The following is a 20,124-nucleotide window of genomic DNA, read 5'->3' on the forward strand; positions in this document are numbered from 1 at the left end:
AAGGGGAGGGGGACCACGAAGTGGTGGAGGGGTGACAACCCCATCGCCGAAGGGGACACCCCTCCGTCAGCCCTGCGGGCTGCCACCTCCCCTTGCAGGGGAGGATTTAAAGGGGCATTCCACATCACCATCACACCACCAGATTGACCAGCCGGTCGGGCACCACGATCACCTTGCGGATCTCTGCGCCGTCGAGGCTACGCTGCACCTTGTCCGATGCCAGCGCAAGCCGTTCGAGCTCTTCGTTGGGCAGGCCCTTGGGCACTGTCAGCGTATCACGCAGCTTGCCCTTGATCTGTACCGCGATGGTGACCTCGTCCTCGACCAGCAGCATGGGGTCGACTTCGGGCCAGCTGGCATTGGCGACCAGGCCGTGGCCCTCGATCAGTTCCCACGCCTCTTCAGCGAGATGCGGCACCATCGGCGCGACCAGGCGCGCGAGCGCACGGATGGCGATGTTGCGACTGGCAGATTTCTCGGCCTTCTCGATCGCATTGGTCAGCTCGTACAGCCGCGCGACCGCCTTGTTGAACGCCAGCGCCTCGATGTCCTTGCCGATCAGGTCGATTGTCTGGTGCAGCTTGCGTTCCAGAGCCTTGTCTTCGCCCTCGGAGGCCTCGATCGAATTGAACACCCGCCACAACCGCTGGACGAAACGCCAGCAGCCTTCGATGCCCGCCTCGCTCCACGGCAGGTCGCGCTCGGGCGGGCTGTCGGACAGCATGAACCAGCGCACCGCGTCCGCGCCATATTGGTCGACGATGGCGTCGGGATCGACCACGTTCTTCTTCGACTTGGACATCTTCTCGACCCGGCCGGCAATCGCCGCCTCGCCGGTGTCGGTGATGATCCAGGCCTCGCCGCGCCTTTCGACCTGATCGGGGCCCAGCCATTTGCCGCTCGCGTCCTGCCAGGTCTGGTGCGTCACCATGCCTTGCGTGAACAGGCTGGCGAACGGTTCGGTGACGTCGATCTTGCCGATGCGCGCGAGCGCACGGGTCCAGAAGCGGGCGTAGAGCAGGTGCAAAATCGCATGCTCGACCCCGCCGATATACTGGCCGACCGGCAGCCATTTGGCGATCTCGTCGCGGTCGAACGGCTTGTCGTCGGGCTGGCTGGCAAAGCGTAGGAAATACCAGCTCGAATCCACGAAGGTGTCGAGCGTGTCGGTCTCGCGCAGCGCATCCTTGCCGCAATTGGGGCATGCGACATGCTTCCACGTCGGGTGCCGCTCGAGCGGATTGCCGGGGATCTCGAAGCTGACATCCTCGGGCAGCACCACCGGCAGCTGGTCCTTGGGCACCGCAACGACACCGCAGTCATCGCAATGGATGAACGGGATCGGCGTGCCCCAGTAACGCTGGCGCGAGACGCCCCAATCGCGCAGCCGCCACACTGTGGTGCCTTCGCCCCAGCCTTCGGCCTCGGCGCGGGCGATAACCGCCGCCTTGGCCTCATCGACACCCATGCCGTCGAGAAAGCCTGAATTGATGATGCGCCCGGGGCCGGTATATGCCTCGGTCTGGATGGCGACATTCTCGTCACCTTCGGCCGCGACCACGCGTGGCACCGGCAGCATGTATTTGCGCGCGAAATCGAGGTCGCGCTGGTCGTGCGCAGGCACGCCCATCACCGCGCCGGTGCCATAGTCCATCAGCACGAAATTGGCGATGAACACGGGCAGTTCCCAGCTCGGGTCGAACGGATGGATCGCGCGTAGCCCGGTGTCGAAACCCAATTTCTCGGCGGTTTCCAGCTCGGCCGCGGTGGTGCCGCCGGCCTTGCAACGCTCGATGAAGGCGGCGGCTTCGGCGTTGTCGGCGGCGATCTTCTGCGCGATCGGGTGATCGGCAGCGATCGCGACGAAGCTCGCGCCGAAGATGGTGTCGGGCCGGGTGGAATAGACGGGGATCGGCTCGGAGCCCGCAACGTTGAAACTGAACGTCAGCCCCTGGCTCTTGCCGATCCAGTTGGCTTGCATCGACCGGACCTTTTCGGGCCAGTCGCCCAATGTATCCAGGCCCTCGAGCAGCTCGTCGGCAAAGTCGGTGATCTTGAGGAACCACTGGCTCAATTTGCGCCGTTCGACCTGCGCGCCCGAGCGCCAGCCCTTGCCGTCGATGACCTGCTCGTTGGCGAGCACGGTCTGGTCTACGGGATCCCAGTTGACCGCGCTTTCCTTGCGATAGACCAGGCCTGCGGCATAGAGATCGAGGAACAGCGCCTGTTCGTGGCCGTAATATTCGGGCTCGCACGTAGCGATCTCGCGGCTCCAGTCGAGCGCGAAGCCGAGGCGCTTGAGCTGCTTGCGCATCGAGGCGATGTTGTCGCGGGTCCAGCCGCCCGGATGCACGCCCTTTTCCATCGCGGCGTTTTCCGCCGGCATGCCAAAGGCGTCCCAGCCCATCGGGTGGAGCACTTCAAAGCCCTGCATCCGGCGATAGCGCGCGATGACATCGCCCATGGTGTAGTTGCGCACATGTCCGATATGGATGCGCCCCGACGGATAGGGAAACATCTCGAGCACGTAGGCCTTTTTCTTGGCGCTGTTGCTGTCCGCCTTGAAGGACTGGCGCTCTTCCCACACCGATTGCCAGCGGGAATCGGCAGCCAGCGGATTGAACCGCGTTGTCTCGTTCATGATACTCGTCTCTGGTATTCGCAGGTTATTCGCGAATGGCGGACTGGCGCAGATCGCGGGCCTTGGTGAGGATGATTTCTTCGAGCTTCTGCACGGTCGCGGCGCGGACAGGGGCATCGACCCACTGACCGGTCTGGTTGACCTGGCGGCTGGCAGCGACGCGCAGCGCATCGGCGCGCAGATCCTGGTCGAGGATCGAGACGGTGACCTTCATCCGCTCGCCGGGGGTCTGCGGGTTGGCGTACCAGTCGGTCACGATGACGCCGCCGGCGCTGTCCGCCTGAAGCAGCGGCATGAACGACAGCGCGTCGAGCGACGCACGCCACAGATAGCTGTTGACGCCGATGGTGGTCACCTGGCTGGCGGCGATGTCCGCCTTGGGCCTCTCCTGGCGTCCGCCGCATGCAGACAGCAGCGCCAGGGTGCCGACAGCGCACAGCGCAGCGCGGGCGAAAGGAAGAACAGGCATGGCGGAATCCTTACACAACTGACGCATGAAACAGCGGCCTTCTATAGTTGCTTTGCGGCCATGGGCAAGCACTTGCGCACGGCCGCGCGCGTTCATCCAGCAGCAAGTTTGGGCGCGGTAATCTCCCGCGTGGCAGGCTGCGGATGGCGACAGGGGCGGGAGGCTCAATCGTCCCCCAGCGCTACCGGCCGGCGCGCCGATCCTCTATAATGTGGATTGTGTGCAACGGTTTCAGATTAAATTTTGGGGTGCCCGGCATTGGGCATGCAGGAACCGGATTTTGTGGTAACACGTAAGTCAGGGACGAAGCGGGGTCGGAAACAGATCATGAAGGTCGGAGTTGGTAAAAAGCTGGTGATATCGGGGCTTATGCTCGGGGCTGCGGCATTGGTGCCGTCGATTGCCCTCGCATTCTCCTCCGGTTTCGATTCGCGCCCGGTGTCGATCGACGCCCGCGGCGGCATCGGCTCGTTTACGCCCGCATCGGTCGACCCCCGGCTTGCCGACAAGTTGAAGTTTTCGGCTCTGCGCGGCGACAAGATGTTCCGTTTCACGCCTGCCGCCTCTGCCAGCAACGGCACCCGCGCGTTGACCATCGCGGTCCGCGTCCGTCCCGACTCGGCCAAGGCCATCAACATCCGTCCCGATCTGGCCAGCGACAGCGGCCAGGGCGCCGGTCTGGTCCAGATCACCCCGACCGCGTTCAGCCTCGGCGTTGCCAAGGGCTTCACCAAGTTCGCACTGCCTTCGAGCATCCGCCAGCAGGACGAGGCGCTGCCTGATATCGCGCTGCTGGGTCGCGGCGACAGCGCTGCACGCAAGAGCCGGTTCAGCCCGCGGATCGAACTGGATGACATCCAGGCGCCCACCACCCGCGCGGTTCGTCCGTTCAATGATCAGGGCAGCTACTCGCTCGACGTCGGCGGCGCCTATAAGGTCACCCGCAACCTCGACGTCACCGCCGGCATCCGCCTGCGCAGCGAACGCGACCGCCTGACCGGCCTGACCAACGAGCAGTATGACAGCCAGGCTGTCTATGTCGGAACCGAATTCCGCTTCTGATCCCGTTGGTTCGCTGACATCGCAGACATCACAGATAGCTGGTCCCCTGCGAAGGCAGGGGCCCATCTCCTGCTGCCAGCGTTCGGCACGGCCGGATGCCTTTGGCCAAACCCTACATCCCCGCTCAGGCTGAGCCTGTCAAAGCCGCCGCACCAACGATAGCCCACCGCGCGCCCGTTCTCTGGCGAAAGCCGGATTCTAGGAGTCGCAGTCTACCCGCCGCGAAGGGCAGGGGTTGGCTGGATCGGCCGCTGCTGACAGACGAACAGCTCCGGCTTGCGCCGCAAAGCGGTTGCGTCCCAGGGTGACCGAAAGCGCGGATCGGATGACAAGTCCAGGTTGGGCAGAGCGGTGCCGGGTTTGGAGCCATGCAGAGAAACCTGCCGTTCAGGAAACGACCCCATAGCTGCCATGCGCCAAGGGTGATACGCACGCGGCCTGTATTGAACCCGCCAAAAGGAGAAAGCCTCTGTCAGCCAGATCGGATCGCAAATCAATTTGTCAGGCGATTGCCGGAATTGACATCGGTCTGACTCACTTCGAGTTGGACGGAGAGCACATCATTGCAGGTCCGTTTGCAACTTTGACGCCGTTTTGCTGGGTGTTCATCCGCAAGATGCGTGACGAATATCGGATCGATTACGACACAGGCTTGATCGTCGCGGGCGATGCGATGAATCTGGATATCCTTCAACACGACATCGGGGTGGGGGATTTCCTATGGAAGCACAACGTGTATCCCAAGGAATTTACCCCGTTTGCTATCACGGAAAAGAGGCTGCCGTCCGACAGTCTTATCTCCCGAATCCGCGGCTTCCTGCTCGAACATTCCAAGTCAGGAGAAGAAGCAGAGGCGTTTGCGCGCGCTGGACATACCGAGTTCCTCAAGGACTGTCGCCGGCTCAAGCCTGCCGCTTACAACCAGAAACTGCTTGCGAAGCTGACAGACCGTCAATCGCCGCCCAGCCGTTGATCGTGGCAGCGATCTGCCGTGCACGCCTCCGCGTCATTCCGCCCAGCGGGATGACGGGCAGGCGTGACAATCGCGCCAGCGCCGCGAATCGCGCCGCCCCGAGCGTCTTGTCGCCGGGATGGCTACGGGTCGGGAAAACGGGCGAGATCAGCGCCAATGTTGATCCAGTATCCGTTTTCCGGCCAAAGCCGGAATCCAGGGGCGAATGCCGCGCAATCTGGCTCCTGGGCTCCGGCGTTCGCCGGAGAACAGCGCTGCGCAGATTGGCCCGAAGCAATTCCTTGGCATCGTGCACCGTGAGCAGCCGGATCAGCCCGTAACCCGCGCCGCCGACGGGCGCGCCGTAGCAACCGTCCGCGCGCCACCGGCGTGCCTGCGCGGTATCGCCCGCCAGCACGATCACCCCGCCGCGGATCCGCATCAGCTTGGCCAGCCGGTCGAACCTTGCCCGTCGTGCCCGTGGATCGAGGTGATAATGCCGGAACACCAGCCCTGACCCCAAAGGCATCCGCGCGATCGCGCGCTCCAGCACCGCATCGTTGCGTGCGTCGCTGATCAGCCAGAGCGTGGGCAATGTGTTTCCGGGCTGGCGGCGGCGCATGACCGGGCTTATAGCCGCGCCCCATGAATATGCCCAGCCACACCACCGCAACGCCGCTCGCCACGATCCGCGCGAACATCGCCCAGTCCGAGAAGATCGCCAAGCGCCCGGCGGGATCGACCACGCTGATCGCGATCTCCAAGACCAAGCCGACAGACGCGATCGAGGACCTGATCGAACAGGGGCAGCGGGTGTTCGGTGAAAACCGGGTGCAGGAGGCAGAGGCCAAGTTCCCCGATCTGCGCGCGCGCTACCCGGACCTTGAGCTCCACATGGTCGGCCAGCTGCAATCGAACAAGGCCAATGAGGCGGTCGCGTTGTTCGACTATATCCACTCGCTCGACCGCATCTCGCTGGCCAAGGCGCTCGCCGCCGCGATGGACAAGGCGGCCAGGCGCGTGCCGTGCTTCATCCAGGTCAATATCGGCGAGGAAGAGCAGAAGGGCGGCTGCGCGATCACCGATCTGCCGCAGTTCCTCGAACAGGTGCGCGCGCTCGATCTGCCGGTGATCGGCCTGATGGCGGTGCCGCCGGCCGATGTCGAGCCATCGCCCTATTTCGCATTGCTCGCCAAGCTGGCGCGCGACAATGGGCTGGACCAGCTGAGCATCGGCATGTCGGGAGATTACGAGACCGCCGTGCGGATCGGCGCGACCCATGTGCGCATCGGGTCCGCGCTGTTCGGCGCGCGCTGACAAGTATCGGCCCGGCAATCTGCTCCAGTTTGGAGCCAATCGCGCATTAACCCTGGCACAGACCTGCAGAACAGGTCTAGCGTAGTCTTGGTTGCGGGGGCGCTATGCGGACATTTCTATTTCAGCTTATCGGTGCGTTGCTTGCATTGGCGGTGGCTGCCCTTCCTGCCAATGCGCAGGAACGCTCCGCGACACGGCAGGGTTTCAGCCTGCCCGCGCAGAGCGGCAAGAAGATCCTGCTGATCCGCCCCACTATGCGGGTCGGTGAACAGTCGACCGGGGGCATGTTCGAGCCCAATTCCGACTGGACCGAGCAGGCGCGCGCCAATATCGGCGTCGCGCTGGACGGACTGCAGCGCAGCCTGGGCAACGAGGTCATCGTCGCGCCGCCAGCCTATGGTGAGGATGCCCGCATCCTGAACGAGCATATGGCGCTGTTTGCGGCGGTGTCGCAGGCGGTGATCCAGTACCAGTTCTTCGTCGGCAACCGGCTGCCCACCAAGAAGCGCGACAACAAGGCCGACGTGTTCGACTGGTCGCTGGGCAAGGGCGTCGCCAGCCTGCCGGGGGCAGAGGGCGCGGACTATGCGCTGTTTATCTACAATCGCGATGTCTACGGGTCGACCGGCCGCAAGATGCTGCAGGTGGTGGGGATGCTCGCAGGCGTCGGCGTCACCTCGGGCGAGCATGTCGGCTATGCCGGGCTGGTCGATCTCAAGACCGGGGACCTGTTGTGGCTCAATGCCGATGCCCAGATGGGCGGCGATGTCCGCGAACCCGATGGCGCGGACAAACGCGTGCGCCAGTTGCTCGAGGACTTTCCGGGCAGCACGATCGCCAGGAGTGAAGCCTCGCCCAGCGCCGGAGCAGGCAAATGATCGCGCGGATATGCTGGACGGCGTTCGCCGCGCTGGTGGGGCTGGCAGGGGCGACTGAGGCCTCCGCGCAGCCGGTGCTTCCTCCTCCCTATAGCGGCTCCTATCAGCCGCAGGGCGTCGACGAGATCGGCTGGTGGCGCGAAATGGATGAGGAAGAAAGCGTGCTTGCGCAATCCGACCTCGTCCTCCGCGACGAGGCGTTGAACGGTTATGTGCGCAAGGTGCTGTGCGAAACTGTCGGGCAGGATCGCTGCAATTCGGTTCGCATCTACATCGTGCGCGCGCCGTTCTTCAACGCCAGCATGACCGCCAACGGCACCATGCGCGTGTTCACCGGCCTGCTGCTGCGCGTCCGCAACGAGGCTGAGCTGGGCATGGTGCTGGGCCATGAGTTCGGTCATTTCGAAAACCGCCATATCCTCGGGCAGTTCAAGGCGCGGCGATCGGGCTCCGATGTGCTGGCCTGGGCGGCGGTCCTGGGCAGCCTGGCGCCGTCCTATGATGTCGTGCGGACGTACCGCAATCTGGAGTTCTCGATCTACGGCAACCTCTACCGCTATGGGCGCGATCATGAGCGCGAGGCGGACCGGCTTGCCATCGCTTATCTCAACACCAGCGCGCTGCGCCCGCAGGCGGCATCGCAGATGTGGGAAAGCCTGATGGCCGAGGCCGAGGCTTCGGCGCGCAGCCGGGGCCTGAAAAAGCCCAAGTTCGATGCCATCGCGTTTGCCGCCTCCCATCCGCCCGATGCCGAGCGCGCTGGCTATCTGGCAGAGCTCGCGCGTGCTGACGCGGCTTCGCGCGATGACGGCGCGGTGCGTTACCGTGCTGCGATCGCGCCGTGGCTGGGCATGTTGCTCGACGACCAGATCAAGCTCAACGATTTCGGCGCGAGCGAATATCTGATCGATGCGCTGGCGCAAGGCGGCTGGACCGCGCAACTGTGGCATGCGCGCGGCGAGCTTTACCGGATGCGGGGAAGTCCACGCGACCTGGTCAATGCCGCGCAATTCTATGCGCAAGCCGTCGCGCTCGATCCGGCGCTGGCCGAAGCGCATCGCGGGCTGGGGCTGTCCTTGCTCAAAACCGGCCAGCCTGGCGCGGGGCAGACGGCTTTGCGGCGCTATCTCGAACTCAAGCCGGACGCGTCTGATGCCCGGATGATGCGGATGATGATTCCCGAAGGGCTACAGCCATGATACGCGTCTCACTCTGGATGTCTGTCGTTCTGGCGGGGCTGCTGCTTGTGATCCCTCCTGCCCATGCGCACAAACTGCGCGAGCGTGGCGCGCCGGTGACCGTCGCCGATACACCGCTCACCGTCGTCCCGTCGCGCGACTGGAACCGGCTCGATATGCGGATGGGCAAGAACACCGAGAACTGGACGATCGACGGCGAGCAACTCAACGACGTCACCTTCTTCGCCGGGATCGCCGCTGGCAGCCCGCTGGTCAAGGAACGCAGCAAGAAGCGCGAGCCTTTGCCCAAATTTTCCGCCAGCACCCTCTTGGTCGAAGTCCCCGAACTGCTCGAAACCACCTGGAGGACCTACAAGCACAGCGGATCGTTCACGGTGACGGGGATCGAGCCGGGGCAATTTCTGGGCCGCGACGCGGTGCATTTCACGTACGAATTCGTCGATCAGGACGAACTGCCCCGCCAGGGCGAGGCGCGCGCGGCGATCGTCGCGGGAAAGCTCTACATGATCAGCTTCGAAGCCCCCCGGCTGCATTATTTCGCAGCAGGCATCGAGGGTTTCCGCAAACTCGCCGACAGCGCCCGGCTGCCGTGAGGGGCCGGCGGGCCTACTGCGCAGCGGCTTTCTCGACTTCGGCAAAACCGATCAAATTCCCGGCCGGATCACGAACGTAAAGTTCCCGCGTGCCGTGTCCTGTTTCCCGAACGGGAACAACCACTTCGGCATCGCCCAGCCTCTCTCTCCGGTCCTTGCCAGCCCCCCTCAATCGGTCACGTCGTCCAGCATGAAATAGCCCTGCTTGAGCGCCTTGAGCACGAGTTGCGCGCGGTTGGCGACGGCGAGGCGGCGGCGGGCGTCGGTGAGGTATTCGCTGACCGTCTGGTCCGATATCCCCAGCTCGCTGGCGATTTCCCAGCTGGTCATGCCGCGCGCGACGAGCTTGATGCAATCGACCTGGCGCGGCGACAGTTTTTCGGCCGGGCCGGCCGGGGCGTCGGGCAGCTGCGCCTGCCACAGCGCGCGTGCCTTCTGCCCCACCGCGGTGCCCAGCAGGATCGCCACCATGAACATGTTCGACGTCAGCGGGCTGTTGTCGTGGACGACGAAATGCGCCGACACCGTCGGCCTGTCGGGCATGTGGCTGGCGACGGTGCAGCCGGTGGCGAGGCCCAGCTTGCGCATTTCCTCAAGATATTGGCGCTGAATCCGGGTCAACGGAATGATCGTTTCGAGCTCGGTCCAGCGGATGGCTCCGCCATGGCGCTGGCATGCGGCCAGGATCGGGCTGGTCAGGCTGTAATCGCGGCGCGCGAACAGATCCTGCCAGGCCTGGGGATAATTGCTCAGCACCTCGGGACGCAGCACGCCCGATTGCACATGGACATGGCGGGCGATGGCGGCGTGGGCGAAACCGAAATCCCCGGCAGCTGCGATCGTCAGCTGCAGAACATCCTCCAGCGTCGCGGCCGATTCGATTGCGCGCCAGGCGTGCTCAACAGAATTCAGGTCCGGCATATGTTCCGGCAAGCCTTTTGTGGAAGGAAGATTTCGGCAGCGGCGACAGGCCCTGACGATAGTTTGGTAAATGGCATGCAAACCATTGAGAGCAAACTATTTGCTCCCGGGCACTGAGGCAATCCCTATACGGTTACATTGGTCCGAAACGGAGCCATCCGTGCCGGTCGCGTTTACGCTCCAGGCACCCCAAGCGCCGTCGCCGCCTCGCGCACGCGGCGCAGATCGGCGGCCTGGTTCCTCAGCGCGGCGGTGGCATCGCGCAGCGCCGCCTGCGCCTTGGCGGTCTCGCCCAACTGCATCCGGCTGCGCAGCAGCATGATCCAGCCATCGGTATCGCCCGGTTCGCGCTTGAGCCGGTCGGCAAGACCATCGACCATCTGCGCGACCATCATGTCCTGCTGGCCTTGCGGCAGCGCGGCGGCAGCCGCCATCTGGTCCGGGCTGGGGCCAGGGATACCGGCCGTCGCCGCTGCAGCGCCATCGGTCTTGAAGCCGCCTGTCGCCGGCGCGAATTTGGCCGAGGCGAGGCGTTTTTCGACCTCGATCCCGCGCTCCTTGCCGACATTGCGGATCACGTCGCGGATATCCTTGGCATAGGGTGCGTCAGCAGGAGTCTCGGCGAGCAGCCCGAACCAGTCTTCGATCGCTGCGGCATGCTGGCCGTCGATGTCCTTGGCGGCGGCGAGGAAATAGCGTGCACGCGCATCCTTGGGGTCAAGCTCGGTGGCGCGCTTGAACGCGGCGCGGGCATCCTGGCTGATCGCCGCATCGTTGCTGGCCATCACCAGCGCCTCGCCCAGCATAGAGTGGTACTCCGAATTGCCCGGCGCCAGCTGGATCGCGCGGCGCATCGCGGTGGCCGATTCGGCGAACCGTCCGGTCTCGAAATACGACCAGCCCAGCATCCGCCAGCCCTCGGCATCGTCTGGCTTGTCCTGCAGCTTGGCCTCGAGCGCGGCGATGACCTGATCGACCGAGGCGGGTGCGCCATCGGCGTTCAGCGGCGCGACAGCCGCAATTTCGGTCGACGGTGTCTGATCGGTGTAGACCTTGTATCCCACGGCCCCTGCCGCGATCAGCGCGGCGACCACCAGCGCGATCCGCCCCGCGCCAAAGCCGCCCTGCGATGCCGGGCTGTCGGTTGTCGTATCGGTCATCTGGCTCTCTCTCGTCCCGGGTGGCTGCACGCAATGCTAGCCGATCGACCACGATTTCCAATTTCTAAGTGGTAAAGATCACATTCTTTGCTAGAAATATCGTTATAGGGTTCGCAATCAAAATTGGGCAAATTCTTGCGGCGGCAGGGCATTTGCGCATCAATGGCATCGATCGGGGAGAGATCGGCCATGGAATGCGCGAGGGTCGGCCACAGCCATGCAAGCGCAGACGTGCAAGCGTGTGCATATGGGGGATGCGAACCTGTGAGCGAGATTTTCCGCGTTGCGATCATCGGGTCAGGCCCGGCGGGCAAGAGCGCTGCCGGACGCGCCGCGAGCCTGGGCATGAGCCACATCCTGCTCGAAAAGACCGATCACCTTTCCGACACCATCTACAAATACCAGAAGGGCAAGCACGTGATGGCGACGCCCTCGCAGCTCGTGTTGCGCTCCGACCAGGAGTTCGAGGCGGGCAAGCGCGAGGCGATCCTGGAAAAGTGGAACGCGCGCACCAAGGAGCTGGGCGTAAACGTCAAGTTCAACGCCGAGGCCAAGGCGATCCGTGGCACGGGTCCGGCGATCGAGGGCAGCGTGCATGTCATCGAGCAGCGCGCGCGCGATGGCTCGATCACCAAGAAGGAAATCCAGCGCTACGCCCCGCCGTACGAGATCGTGCTCACCAACGGCGAGACAATCATGGCGGAAAACGTGGTGTTCGCGATCGGAACGCAGGGCAACCCCAACCGCATGCGCTGCCCCGGCGGCGATCTGCCCCACGTGCAGTATCAGCTCGATGACCCCACCGAATATGTCGATGAGCATATCGTAGTCATCGGTGCGGGCGATGCGGGGATCGAGAATGCGCGCGGCCTTGCCGAGGATTCGGCGCAGGGCAATGTCGTCACCATCGTCAGCCGCGGCCCCGAGGCACCCAGCCCCAAGGAGAGCTTCCCGACCGCCAAGGAGGCCAACGCGCTGGCGCTGCTGGGCGATCGCAACGCCGGCAAGCTCAACATCCGCTTCGAGACCGACACCGCCAGTGTCGAGCCTGGCTGGATCACCTTCAGCACCCGCGATGGCGAGGAACGTGTCCGCTGCGACCGCATCATCGCGCGCATCGGCTCGGCCCCGCCGCGCGCGTTCATAGAGGAATGCGGCATCGCCTTTACCAGCGCCGACCGCCTGGCGTTCCCGCAATTGTCGCCGGTGTTCGAATCGACCGCGCCGGGCATCTTCGTCATCGGCGCGCTGGCGGGCTATCCGCTGATCAAGCACTGCATGAACCAGGGCTATGACGTCATCGAGTTCATCAACGGCAACACCGAGCTGAAACCGGCCGACGAGCCGATCCTCGAAGCCAAGTTCCGCGATCTTCCGGGTCGCAGGTCGGTGGCCGAATGGCTCGATGTGCTGCGCGAGAACGTGACCATCCTCAACGGCATGAACCCGCTGCAGATGCGCGAGTTCATGCTCGATTCCGATGCCAGGTTCTACCGCAAGGGCGATGTGATCTTCGAACGCGCCGCGCCTGGATCGTCGCTGTTCGCGATCGCGCAAGGCTCGGTCGCGGTGCAGATCGACCCCAGTGATACATCGAAGATCGTGCCGATCGGCCAGGGATCGATCTTCGGCGAGGTCGGCCTGATCTCGGGACGGCGCCGCGGCGCGACCGTGGTGGCGGCCGAGGACACGATCTGCGTCGAGATCTCGCGCAATGCCGCATTGAAGCTGCAAAGCCAGGTGCCTACCGCCAAGAAGGCGATCGAGCGCATCTCGACCGAGCGGCTGCTGCTGCAGATGTTCGGATCGGGCCTCAAGCCCGACGACATCGCTGAGGTGGTGCAGACCAGCAAGATCCGCCAGGTCAAGCCGGGCGAGGCGATCCTCAAGGAAGGCGACGAGGGTAACGAGATCTACGTGATCCGCGTCGGATCGATGATCGTCGAGAAGGAGATCGGCGGCAAGCCGGTGTTCCTGTCGTATCTTCCCGCAGGCAGTTACGTCGGCGAAATGGCGCTGATCGCGGGCGGCAGGCGCACTGCGACGGTCAAGGCGGCGATCAAGTCCGAGGTCATCCAGATCGATGGCGATGCCTTCAAGAAGGTGCTCGAGGCGCATCCTGAACTGCTCAAGCGCGCCAAGCGCGACATGGCCAGCCGCCAGGACATCAACGCGTTCATCGAGGCCAAGAAGGACAGCTTCTCGGGCGTGGTCGACATGTATTCGGGGGTCGCCAACTTCCTCGTCGAGAACGGCATCGGCGAGGCGACCGACGTGCTGCTGATCGACGAGAGCCTGTGCGTGGGCTGCGACAATTGCGAAAAGGCCTGCGCCGACAGCCATGATGGCCTGTCGCGGCTCGACCGCGAGGCGGGGCGCTCCTATGCGCACCTGCACGTGCCAACCAGCTGCCGTCACTGCGAACACCCGCACTGCATGGCCGATTGCCCGCCCAACGCGATCAACCGGGGCCCCGATGGCGAGGTCTATATCAACGACACCTGCATCGGCTGCGGCAACTGCCAGCGCAATTGCCCTTATGGCGTGATCCGCATGGACAAGGTGCCGCCCAAGAAACCCAGCCTGCTGTCGTGGCTGTTCTTCGGCTTTGGCCCCGGACCCGGCGAGCCGAGCAAGAAATGGGCCTATGCCAACAGCGATCCGGGCGTCGAAAAGCCCAAAAAGGCGATCAAGTGTGACATGTGCGCCGGGATCGAAGGGGGCCCGAGCTGCGTGCGCGCCTGCCCGACCGGCGCTGCGATCCGCGTCGCGCCCGACGAGTTCCTGACCGTCGCCCGGCTCGAGCAGGAGGACGCGTAAGTCATGGCGACCCAAGTGCAACCTGCGGCTCCCGCCGTCCGCAAGAAGACCACCGGCCGCCAGCGCAATTCGATGCACGACGGCTTTTTGCGGCATCGCAACTTCCGCTGGATGAAGATCGCAACGGTGCTGTCGATCACCTGCCTGGTCAGCTATTTCCTGGTCGACGTGCAGCCGCGCCACAATGGCGGGTCTTGGTACGGCTATACGCTGGGCACGATCGGCGCGCTGTTGATCCTCTGGCTCACCTGTCTGGGTCTGCGCAAACGCGCGATCACGCCGGGGGGCTGGTCGCTCAAGGCGTGGACCAGCGCGCATGTCTATCTGGGTCTCAGCCTCATCGTCATCGGAACGCTGCACACCGGCTTCCAGCTCGGCTGGAACGTGCACACGCTCGCCTGGGCGCTGATGATGATCGTGATCATTTCGGGCATCGTCGGCATCTATTTCTACGCGACCTTGCCCGACAACCTGTCGAACAACCGCGCCGACAGCGATGGCGCGGTGACCGAGCGGATGATGATCGAGCAATTGCGCTCGCTCGACCGCCAGTTGCACGATGCCGCGCAGCCGCTCGAGCCCGCACAGGCGGCCTTGGTTCAAGCGTCGCTCGAGCAGGACCCGTTCGATGGCAATTTCTTCCAGCGCATCGGCAACAGCTATCGCGGCTGCGAGACCCGCGCGGCGATCGCCGAACTGCGCCGGCTCCGCGCGTATCAGCCGCGCATGGGCGACGATCCGCTCGACAAGGTCGACGGGCTCTTGCAGCGCAAGGAATCGACGCTGGCGCGGCTGCGCAAGCATTTGCAGATCAAGGCGATGCTGCAGGTGTGGCTGTTCGTGCATGTGCCGATGACGTTCGCGCTGCTCGCTGCGCTGTCAGCGCACATCTTCAGCGTGTTTTTCTACTGGTGAGGCGCCACCGGGGGCAAAGTTTCGGTTTTGGGGGCAGTTGAATGATGTTTATCGTCCGCCAGGTCGCCTTGAAGGCAGACGGCAGCGAGATTGTCCGCCAGACCGAGGTTGCGGGCGAGGAGATCTTCATCGGTCGCAACGCCGCCAATGGCGTCCACCTGCCCGATCTGGCGGTGAACCCGGTGCACGCCCGCGTCGAGCGGCGCGGCAGCGACCTGATCATCACCGCACAATCGCAGCAGCCGTTCGATGTCGATGGCCGCAGCGTGGAATCGGCAAAAATCGATCTGGTGCGCGGCGGCGAGCTGCGCTTTGGTTCGCACATCATCGTGCTGGGCACCGAGGGCGATGCGGTCACGCTGACCATCCGCCGGGTCGAGGCGGTATCGGACAGCGCCGAGGACAAGGACGAGGGGGCGATCTATTCGCTCAAGGGACTGCTGCCCGGCAAAAGGATGAGCGCCTGGGGCTTTGCACTGCTGATCCTGATCGCGTGCCTGGCCTGGCCGATCTATACCTGGTCGAGCTACAAGGATCTGGCGTACAAGGAAAAAGCCTCGCGCCCCGATGGCTTCCACGCCGATAGCCTGTGGTCGTCGGGCAAGCTCAGCCTGGCTCACAAGACGCTCAAGGACGATTGCCAGTCGTGCCATGTCGATGCGTTCGTCGCGGTCCGCGACAATGCCTGCATGACCTGCCACGAAAAGGATGCAGGCCCCCATGCGCCGATGGCGCGGCAGCTTACCGCGCGCGGCGACCCGACCGGATTTGCCGCCTTCACCCGATTCGTTGCCGCCAGTTTCAACAAACCTGCGGGACGCTGTGTCGAATGTCACACCGAGCATGAGGGTGCAGGTGCTATGCAGCCCACACAGCAGCGATTCTGTGCTGAATGCCATGACGGGATGGACACGCGCTTGACCAACACCAAGCTCGATAACGCGGCCGACTTCGGCAATGCGCATCCGCAGTTCCAGCCTGCGGTGCTGGTGCGTCCGCTCGTCGGCGACGATGCCAAGGCACCGCGCCAGCGCATCTCGCTCGACAAGAAGCCGAAGGAAAACAACGGCCTCAAGTTCCCGCACGACCTGCACCTCAACAAGACCGGCGGCGTCGCGCAGATGGGGCGGCGGCTGTCAGCCAAGTACGATTTCGGCGATGCGCTCGAATGCTCCGATTGCCATGAGGCGGACAAGAACAATGTCGGCTTCGTCGCGGTGGACATGGAGAAGAGCTGTGCGATGTGCCACAGCCTGGCCTTCGACAAGATCGGCGACACCTTCCGCACGCTGCGCCATGGCCAGCCCGAGCAGGTGAAGGCCGATCTGCGCGCTTTCTACCGCTCGACCACGCCGACCCGGCCGATCAACCTGGGCAGCCTGGCGCGCCAGCGGCCCGGCGTCGTCAACTCCAGGCGAACGGCGGCGGACTATGCCCGCGCGGTCAATTTCCGTGGCGGCAGGGCCGATCAGGCGATCCGCCAGGTCTTCAGCCGCGGCGGCGCCTGCTATGACTGCCACGTCGTCGTCCCGCCCTCGTCTTCGGGCGGACTGGACTACAAGATTGCCCCGGTCGCGCAGACCAGCCGCTATCTGCTCAAGGGCTGGTTCACCCATGATGCGCACGACAAGGAAGAGTGCACCAGCTGCCACCTTGCCGAAAAATCCAGCCAGGCCAGCGATTTGCTGCTGCCGGGGATCAAGGATTGCCGCACCTGCCATGTGGGTGAAACCGGCGAATCGCTGATCAAGGTGAAGAAACCGGTCGAATCGACCTGCGCAATGTGCCACGATTACCACGCCGACAAGGGGGCTCCATGGCTGCTTCGCGAGCAAGACAAGAAGAAAAAGCGGCCCGAGATCACGGCGGCACTGGCCCATCCGGCGGGCGCCGCAGCCCGGTTGCGACGCTAGCGAACCCGATTGCGACGCGAGCAAACGATGCCGATCTGACCCATCACCAAGGACGTCCCCGCCGCATGCTGATTGCCCAGATCACCGATATCCATCTGGGCTTCGATCCCGACAACCCTGCCGAGTTCAACCGCAAGCGGCTCAACCAGGTCATCGGCATGCTGTGCGCCATGGATCCGCAACCCGACATGCTGCTGGCCACCGGCGATCTGATCGATCGCGGGGATGAGGAAAGCTATCGCAGGCTCAAGAATGCGCTCTCGGTCTGCCCGTTTCCGGTGCACATGTGCGTGGGCAACCATGACCAGCGCGATACCTTCATCGCGCAATTTCCCGGTGTGCCGGTGGTCGACGGGTTTATCCAGTACGAGGTTGACGCCGGGCCGATCCGGCTGCTGGTGCTCGATACGCTGGAGGACGGACGCCATGGTGGCGCGTTCTGCGATGTCCGGGCGCGCTGGCTGCGCGCGCGGCTGGCCGAGCAGACCGATCGCCCGACGCTGATCGTCCAGCATCACCCGCCGATCGAGGTCGGCATAGAGTGGATGAACACCCACCCCGAAGAGCCCTGGGTCGAGCGGCTGCGCGACTGTTTCGCGGGGCATGCCAATATCATCGGCATGGTGTGCGGGCATGTCCACCGCGCGATCGTCAGCAGCTGGAGCGGATTTCCGGTCGCGATCTGCCCGTCGAGCGCGCCGCAGGTGGCGCTCGAGCTGGCGCCGATCGACCCCGACACGCCCGATGGCCGCAACATGATCATCGCCGATCCGCCCGCGTTCGCGCTGCACTGGTGGAATGGGCGCGAGCTGATCACCCACTATGAAACCGCCGACGAGCATGTGATGCTCGCCCGCTATGATGAAAAGATGCAGCCGCTGGTGCGCAGTCTTATGGCGGAGCGACCGGCTTAAGCGGTTCCGGCTCCCGCGTTTCGGTCTCGTTCATGCCGTCGCTGCTACCGGCCTGTGCCATCGGCAAGGGCCGGGGCGCAATCGCTGTTCCCCCCTTGCGACCCACCGCCGCCGCGTCCACATTCGGCTGGTAACGCAATGGGCGGCTCAAAAGGACGATATATGACACATGGTTATCTGCTGATCGCGGCATCGGCACTGGCACTCGGCGTGGCGATGCCCGCAGCGGCGCAACAGCCTGTCGCCTCGCAGCTTGATGCCGACGCGCAGGCAAAGCTGATCTATCAGGCCTGGACCGGCCCGTATGAGGGCGTGCCCCCCTGGGACAAGGTCAGCACCCAAGCGTTCCCGGTGGCGATCCAGGCGGCGATGGACGCGCTCAAGGCCGAATATGAGGCCGTGGCGACCAACGCCGAAGCGCCGACCTTTCAGAACACCAACCTCGCGCTCGAAATGTCGGGCGACCAGATGAACCGCGTTTTCGCGATGTGGGGCGTCTACACCAGCAACCTTGCCGACAAGCAGGTCCGCGCGATGCAGGCCGAATGGGCGCCGAAGATCAGCAAGTTCTACAACGAGCTGACGCTTGATCCGCGCATCCTTGCGCGGATCAAGGCGGTTTACGACAACCGCGCGTCCTCGGGGCTCAATGCCCAGCAGACCCGTCTGGTCGAGCGCGATTATGATGGTCTGGTCCGCGGCGGTGCGTTGCTCGACGATGCCGCCAAGGCACAGCTGATCGCGATCAACGGCCAGCTCGCCGGGCTGTATTCGACCTTCAACGAAAAGCTGCAGGCCGATGAGGAAAAGTATATCGTCATTACCGACAAGGCCGAACTGGCGGGGCTTCCCGACAGCTTCGTCGCCTCGCTCAAGTCTGCGGCGGACGAACGCAAGGTCGATGGCTGGGTGCTGGTCAACACCCGCTCGGTGATGCAGCCGGTGCTCGAGAACGCCACCAACCGCGCGTTGCGCGAGAAGGTGTACCGCTCGTACGTCATGCGCGGTGACAACAACGACGCCAACGATACCAACGCCACGATCGCGCAGATATTGAAGCTGCGCCAGCAGCGCGCCGAGTTGCTCGGCTTCAAGACGCATGCGCATCTGCGCATGGACGACACCATGGCCAAGGATCCTGCAGCCGCGATGGACCTGATGATGAAGGTCTGGCCCGCTGCGGTCGCGCGTGTAAACCAGGAGGTCGCCGACATGCAGGCAGTGGCCGATGCCGAAGGCGCGGGACTGAAGATCGAGCCCTGGGACTATCGTTTCTATTCGGAGAAGGTCCGCAAGGCGAAGTACGATCTCGATCAGAACGAGATCAAGCCGTACTTCCAGCTGACCAAGATGATCCAGGGCATGTTCGATGCCGCGGGCAAATTATATGATCTCGAGTTCAAGGAAAACACCGGCGAGGTTCCGGTCTTCCATCCCGATGTCACCACCTATGTGGTCACCAACAAGCTGACCGGCGAGAATGTCGGATTGTTCTACATGGATGCCTATGCCCGCACCGGCAAGCGCTCGGGCGCCTGGGCGACCTCGTACCGCGCGCAGCAGCGGCTGGGCGGGGATCGCAACGTGCTCGCATCGAACAACAACAATTTCGTCAAGCCCGCCGCCGGCGAGCCTGCGCTGATCAGCCTTGACGACGCGTCGACCTTGTTCCACGAGTTCGGCCATGCGCTGCATTCGCTGCTGACCGACATCGAATATCCCGGCCTGCGCGGAACGCCGCGCGACTTTGTCGAGTATCCCAGCCAGGTCAACGAGAACTGGCTGCTGACGCCGTACATCCTTCAGAACTACGCGACCCACTACCAGACCGGCGAGCCGATCCCTGCAGAACTGGTCGAGAAGATCAACGCCAGCGAGACCTTCAACCAGGGCTTCTCGACGGTCGAGTATCTGTCGTCGGCGATCGTCGACATGAAGCTGCACAACCGCACCGACCCGGTCGCCGATCCGCGCGCGTTTGAAAAAGCCACGCTCAGTGAGATCGGGATGCCGAGCGAGCTGGTGATGCGTCACCGTTTGCCGCAGTTCGGGCATCTGTTCTCGTCGGACAGCTATTCGGCGGGCTATTACAGCTATCTGTGGTCCGAGACGATGGACGCCGATACCTGGGCGGCGTTCGAGGAATCGGGCGATGTGTGGAACCGCGAGATCGCCGACCGCTTCCGCAAGGAACTGCTGTCGACCGGCAATGAGACCGAGCGGGTCGAGGCGTACCGCGCCTTCCGTGGCCGCGATCCCGACGTGAATGCGCTGCTCAAGCGGCGCGGCTTCCCGACCGGCGCAGCGGCACCGGCTGCGGCGGACCGCGACTGACCGGCTGAGCATCCGGCAAGGATTTGGCGGAGCTTG

General features: G+C 64.1%; 16 protein-coding genes. 11 read left to right on the forward strand and 5 right to left on the reverse strand.

The features are described from left to right. Positions 1-130: 130 nt before the first annotated feature. Both leuS and ACK4R0_RS00295 read right to left on the reverse strand, forming a co-directional pair. Positions 131-2,641, reverse strand: coding sequence for a leucine--tRNA ligase (gene leuS, locus ACK4R0_RS00290; RefSeq protein WP_409668524.1), 2,511 nt, complete (start codon positions 2,639-2,641; stop codon positions 131-133). A gap of 25 nt (positions 2,642-2,666) precedes the next feature. Next, complete coding sequence (locus tag ACK4R0_RS00295) at positions 2,667-3,110, reverse strand: DUF3576 domain-containing protein (RefSeq protein ID WP_409668527.1); 444 nt, start codon at positions 3,108-3,110, stop codon at positions 2,667-2,669. 327 nt (positions 3,111-3,437) lie between these two features. Here ACK4R0_RS00295 and ACK4R0_RS00300 point away from each other — a divergent pair, with 327 nt between their 5' ends. Continuing rightward, complete coding sequence (locus tag ACK4R0_RS00300) at positions 3,438-4,172, forward strand: hypothetical protein (RefSeq protein ID WP_409668530.1); 735 nt, start codon at positions 3,438-3,440, stop codon at positions 4,170-4,172. A gap of 544 nt (positions 4,173-4,716) precedes the next feature. Further along, a complete protein-coding gene (locus ACK4R0_RS00305; RefSeq protein WP_409668533.1) occupies positions 4,717-5,145 on the forward strand; it encodes a hypothetical protein in 429 nt (142 codons plus the stop codon). On the opposite strand, the gene ACK4R0_RS00310 is transcribed toward ACK4R0_RS00305, so the two are convergent. Continuing rightward, on the reverse strand, positions 5,075-5,719 hold the full coding sequence (locus ACK4R0_RS00310; protein ID WP_409668536.1) for a thiamine phosphate synthase: 645 nt from the start codon (positions 5,717-5,719) through the stop codon (positions 5,075-5,077). The two genes, ACK4R0_RS00305 and ACK4R0_RS00310, sit on opposite strands and share 71 nt — an antisense overlap. A 50-nt stretch (positions 5,720-5,769) precedes the next feature. Here ACK4R0_RS00310 and ACK4R0_RS00315 point away from each other — a divergent pair, with 50 nt between their 5' ends. The 4 genes from ACK4R0_RS00315 to ACK4R0_RS00330 all read left to right on the forward strand — a co-directional run bounded on the left by ACK4R0_RS00315 (position 5,770) and on the right by ACK4R0_RS00330 (position 9,111). Next, positions 5,770-6,441, forward strand: coding sequence for a YggS family pyridoxal phosphate-dependent enzyme (locus ACK4R0_RS00315; RefSeq protein ID WP_409668539.1), 672 nt, complete (start codon positions 5,770-5,772; stop codon positions 6,439-6,441). A gap of 104 nt (positions 6,442-6,545) precedes the next feature. Next, positions 6,546-7,319 (forward strand): hypothetical protein, encoded by a 774-nt coding sequence (locus ACK4R0_RS00320; protein WP_409668541.1) that lies wholly within the window; start codon positions 6,546-6,548, stop codon positions 7,317-7,319. Then, a complete protein-coding gene (locus ACK4R0_RS00325; protein ID WP_409668543.1) occupies positions 7,316-8,518 on the forward strand; it encodes a M48 family metalloprotease in 1,203 nt (400 codons plus the stop codon). Before ACK4R0_RS00320 ends, ACK4R0_RS00325 begins: the two co-directional genes overlap by 4 nt. Then, positions 8,515-9,111 carry a hypothetical protein gene (locus ACK4R0_RS00330; RefSeq protein WP_409668546.1) on the forward strand — a complete coding sequence of 199 codons (597 nt, stop codon included), beginning with the start codon at positions 8,515-8,517 and terminating at the stop codon, positions 9,109-9,111. The genes ACK4R0_RS00325 and ACK4R0_RS00330 overlap by 4 nt, the downstream gene beginning before the upstream one ends. Positions 9,112-9,279: 168 nt before the next feature. Here the strand turns inward: ACK4R0_RS00330 and ACK4R0_RS00335 are convergent, their stop codons facing one another. Beyond that, on the reverse strand, positions 9,280-10,032 hold the full coding sequence (locus ACK4R0_RS00335) for a LuxR family transcriptional regulator (RefSeq protein ID WP_409668548.1): 753 nt from the start codon (positions 10,030-10,032) through the stop codon (positions 9,280-9,282). Positions 10,033-10,205: 173 nt separating this feature from the next. Continuing rightward, positions 10,206-11,192 carry a tetratricopeptide repeat protein gene (locus ACK4R0_RS00340; RefSeq protein WP_409668551.1) on the reverse strand — a complete coding sequence of 329 codons (987 nt, stop codon included), beginning with the start codon at positions 11,190-11,192 and terminating at the stop codon, positions 10,206-10,208. Positions 11,193-11,456: 264 nt separating this feature from the next. On the opposite strand from ACK4R0_RS00340, the gene ACK4R0_RS00345 reads away from it, so the two are divergent. The 5 genes from ACK4R0_RS00345 (at position 11,457) to ACK4R0_RS00365 (ending at position 20,088) form a co-directional block, all read left to right on the forward strand. Next, a complete protein-coding gene (locus ACK4R0_RS00345; RefSeq protein WP_409668554.1) occupies positions 11,457-14,012 on the forward strand; it encodes a cyclic nucleotide-binding domain-containing protein in 2,556 nt (851 codons plus the stop codon). Positions 14,013-14,015: 3 nt separating this feature from the next. Further along, complete coding sequence (locus ACK4R0_RS00350; RefSeq protein WP_409668557.1) at positions 14,016-14,927, forward strand: hypothetical protein; 912 nt, start codon at positions 14,016-14,018, stop codon at positions 14,925-14,927. A 41-nt stretch (positions 14,928-14,968) separates the two neighbouring features. After that, positions 14,969-16,840 (forward strand): cytochrome c3 family protein, encoded by a 1,872-nt coding sequence (locus tag ACK4R0_RS00355; RefSeq protein ID WP_409668560.1) that lies wholly within the window; start codon positions 14,969-14,971, stop codon positions 16,838-16,840. A gap of 65 nt (positions 16,841-16,905) precedes the next feature. Next, positions 16,906-17,754, forward strand: coding sequence for a phosphodiesterase (locus ACK4R0_RS00360; protein WP_409668563.1), 849 nt, complete (start codon positions 16,906-16,908; stop codon positions 17,752-17,754). Positions 17,755-17,916: 162 nt separating this feature from the next. Beyond that, the gene (locus tag ACK4R0_RS00365) at positions 17,917-20,088 is read left to right on the forward strand and encodes a M3 family metallopeptidase (protein WP_409668566.1); all 2,172 of its coding nucleotides are present in this window, start codon (positions 17,917-17,919) and stop codon (positions 20,086-20,088) included. Positions 20,089-20,124 lie beyond the last annotated feature (36 nt).

Origin of the sequence: Blastomonas sp., from assembly GCF_046294995.1 — a bacterium.
GTDB lineage: Bacteria > Pseudomonadota > Alphaproteobacteria > Sphingomonadales > Sphingomonadaceae > Blastomonas.

Coding starts and splice junctions, on each gene's coding strand:
- ACK4R0_RS00295 (WP_409668527.1), bottom strand. CDS start 3,110: ATGCCTGTTCTTCCTTTCGCCCGCGCTGCGCTGTGCGCTGTCGGCACC.
- ACK4R0_RS00300 (WP_409668530.1), top strand. CDS start 3,438: ATGAAGGTCGGAGTTGGTAAAAAGCTGGTGATATCGGGGCTTATGCTC.
- ACK4R0_RS00325 (WP_409668543.1), top strand. CDS start 7,316: ATGATCGCGCGGATATGCTGGACGGCGTTCGCCGCGCTGGTGGGGCTG.
- leuS (WP_409668524.1), bottom strand. CDS start 2,641: ATGAACGAGACAACGCGGTTCAATCCGCTGGCTGCCGATTCCCGCTGG.
- ACK4R0_RS00335 (WP_409668548.1), bottom strand. CDS start 10,032: ATGCCGGACCTGAATTCTGTTGAGCACGCCTGGCGCGCAATCGAATCG.
- ACK4R0_RS00355 (WP_409668560.1), top strand. CDS start 14,969: ATGATGTTTATCGTCCGCCAGGTCGCCTTGAAGGCAGACGGCAGCGAG.
- ACK4R0_RS00320 (WP_409668541.1), top strand. CDS start 6,546: ATGCGGACATTTCTATTTCAGCTTATCGGTGCGTTGCTTGCATTGGCG.
- ACK4R0_RS00330 (WP_409668546.1), top strand. CDS start 8,515: ATGATACGCGTCTCACTCTGGATGTCTGTCGTTCTGGCGGGGCTGCTG.
- ACK4R0_RS00340 (WP_409668551.1), bottom strand. CDS start 11,192: ATGACCGATACGACAACCGACAGCCCGGCATCGCAGGGCGGCTTTGGC.
- ACK4R0_RS00315 (WP_409668539.1), top strand. CDS start 5,770: ATGAATATGCCCAGCCACACCACCGCAACGCCGCTCGCCACGATCCGC.
- ACK4R0_RS00360 (WP_409668563.1), top strand. CDS start 16,906: ATGCTGATTGCCCAGATCACCGATATCCATCTGGGCTTCGATCCCGAC.
- ACK4R0_RS00365 (WP_409668566.1), top strand. CDS start 17,917: ATGACACATGGTTATCTGCTGATCGCGGCATCGGCACTGGCACTCGGC.
- ACK4R0_RS00350 (WP_409668557.1), top strand. CDS start 14,016: ATGGCGACCCAAGTGCAACCTGCGGCTCCCGCCGTCCGCAAGAAGACC.